This window comes from Bradyrhizobium sp. 35, assembly GCF_023073215.1.
GTDB classification, from domain to species: Bacteria; Pseudomonadota; Alphaproteobacteria; order Rhizobiales; family Xanthobacteraceae; genus Bradyrhizobium; species Bradyrhizobium canariense_D.
In genome coordinates, this window is record NZ_JADPJC010000162.1 from 1 (window position 1) to 2,879 (window position 2,879).

Here is a 2,879-nt window from a genome sequence, read left to right on the forward strand (position 1 = left end):
CGAGATCGCGCTGGCGCAGATCTGGGCCGAGCTTCTGGGCCTGGAACGTGTCGGCCGGCACGACAACTTCTTCGAGCTGGGCGGGCACTCACTGCTGGCGGTTCAACTGATGGAGCGTTTGCGGCGGCTGTCGCTTGGGGGCGAGGTGCGCACCCTGTTCGCCAAGCCGGTGCTGGCCGATCTTGCCGCAAGCCTGGGCAGCCATCATGAGGTGGCGATCCCCGCCAACCTGATCACGGAGCAGAGTGCAGCGATTACACCAGAGCTGCTGCCGCTCATCGAGCTGGCGCAGCCGGAGATCGACCGGATTGTCGCCACGGTGCCTGGCGGTCTCGGCAACATCCAGGACATTTATGCCCTGTCGCCGCTGCAGGACGGCATCCTGTTCCATCATCTGTTGGCGAGGCGAGGCGATCCATACCTGCTGGTCTCGCAGATGGCATTTGCCGACCGGGCTCTGTTGGAGCGCTACCTTGCCGCGGTCCAGCGGGTGGTGGACCGGCACGATATCTTAAGAACGTCGTTTGTCTGGGAGGGCCTGTCGAGCCCGGCCCAGGTGGTTTGGCGGCGAACACCACTCGAGGTCACCGAGGTCGCGCTGGATGGATCTGATGGTGCTGAGCAGCTCAGGCAACAGTTTGATCCGCGTCAGCACCGGATCGATCTTGGCCGGGCGCCCTTGTTGCGGTTTGTGATTGCGCGCGAGCCCGGCAGTGCGCGCTGGCTGCTCCTGGAGCTGCTGCACCATCTGATCGGGGATCATTCCACGCTGGAAGTGATGCATGCCGAGGTTCGGGCCGTGCTCGGCGGTCGCGATCACGCGCTGGCAGCACCACAGCCGTTCCGCAATCTGGTGGCGCAGGCACGACTGGGAGTTGGAGCGCAAGAGCATGAGCAGTTCTTCCGGAGACTGCTGGCAGACATCGATGAGCCGACGCTGCCGTTTGGGCTGAGCGAGGTGCGCGGCGACGGCAGTGGAGCCGGCGAGGCGCGGCGGATGCTGCCGCGCGAGCTCAACGAGCGGCTGCGAGTGCAGGCGCGGCGGCTCGGGGTGAGCCTGGCGAGCCTGTGCCATCTGGCCTGGGGGCAGGTGGTGGCGCGCAGCAGCGGGCGTGAGCAGGTGGTGTTCGGCACGGTGCTGTTCGGCCGCATGCATGGAGGCGCCGGCGCCGACCGCGCCATGGGCCTGTTCATCAATACCCTGCCGCTGCGGCTTGATCTGGATGGCACCGGGGTCGAGGCGAGTGTCCGGATCACGCATCGCCGGCTGGCCGAGCTGCTGGCGCACGAGCATGCCTCGCTGGCCTTGGCGCAACGCTGCAGCAGCGTTGCGGCGCCGGCGCCACTGTTCAGCGCGCTGTTGAACTATCATCACACCATGTCGGTGGTTACTTCTGGAATGGATAATATTTGGTCCGGAGTGGAATGGCTGGGCGCGGAGGAGCGCACCAATTATCCGCTGACCTTGTCGGTGGAGAATTTTGGCGAGGCGCTCGGCCTGACGGCGCAGGTGGCGACGCCCATATCTGCGGACCGGGTCTGCGGCTACATGCAGCGGGCGCTTGAGCAACTGGCTGAGGCGCTGGAGCATGCCCCCAACAAGCCGGTGCGAGAGCTGGACATCCTCCCGGCTGACGAGCGGGCGTACCTGCTGGAGGAACTGAACCGCACGGCGGCGGCGTATCCGTCAGAGCGGTGCATCCATGAGCTGTTCGAGGCGCAGGTCGCCAAGACGCCGGATGCGGTGGCGGTGGTCCATGCGGACGAACGCTTGAGCTATGGCGAGCTCAATGCACGGGCGAACCGGCTGGCGCATCATCTGATCGGGCTCGGGGTGAAGCCGGACCAGCCTGTGGCGATCTGCCTTGAGCGCGGCGTGGCGATGGTGGTGGGGCTGCTTGCAATCCTCAAGGCGGGTGGCGCCTATCTGCCGTTGGATCCGGCCTATCCGTGCGCACGGCTCAAGCAGGTTCTTGAGGATGCGCAGCCGCAACTGTTGCTGGCCGATGCTGCGGGACGATCCGCGCTGGGCGCCGATGCGCTGGCCGATCTGACGGTGGTCGATCTCGAGACGGCGACATCGGCCTGGGCGAAGCTGCCGGCCTCCGATCCCGACCCGCGTGCGCTTGGCCTGACCTCGCGCCATCTCGCCTATGTGATCTACACCTCGGGATCTACCGGCACCCCAAAAGGCGTCATGGTCGAGCATCGCGGATTAGTCAATCTGATAGCTTGGCATGTGCAAACGTTTTGTCTTCAACCAGAAACCTGTTGCGCACTCACTGCCGGACTAGCATTCGATGCCAGCACTTGGGAGCTATGGACTGCGTTATACAACGGCAGCACATTGCTTCTACCTCCCAGAGCGGCAGCGGGAGATTCGCTCCGCCTGCTAGAATGGTGGCGTGATCAATCGCTCGAAGTCGCCTTTCTGATCACGCCGCTGGCCACAATCGCGTTGGAAGACAAGCTGGTAAATCCCACATTGGAGTACTTGCTTGTTGGCGGTGATCGTCTCCACCGTATGCCCGCGTCTTTAACACCGCCTTTAAAGCTGATAAACAACTATGGCCCTACTGAAGCTACGGTCGTGGCGACCTCGGGACGGCTCTCCATCGAAAACGCAGTGCCGCATATCGGCCGTCCGATTGCGAACACGCGTGTGTATCTGCTCGATGGTCATGGCGCGCCCGTTCCGTTGGGAGCGGTGGGAGAGCTCTACATTGGCGGGGCGGGGGTCGCGCGTGGCTATCTGAACCGGCCCGAACTGACGGCGGAGAGGTTCTTGGCCGATCCGTTCAGTGGTGAGGTCGGCGCACGGATGTACCGGACCGGGGATCTCGCGCGGTACCTGCCGGACGGCAATCTGGAGTTTCTGG

General features: G+C 64.3%; 1 protein-coding gene. It reads left to right on the plus strand.

Going from position 1 to position 2,879, the window contains the following annotated elements; translation table 11 throughout:
* The coding region (locus IVB36_RS38035) for an amino acid adenylation domain-containing protein (RefSeq protein WP_247394882.1) at nucleotides 1-2,879 on the plus strand (2,879 nt) is incomplete at both ends.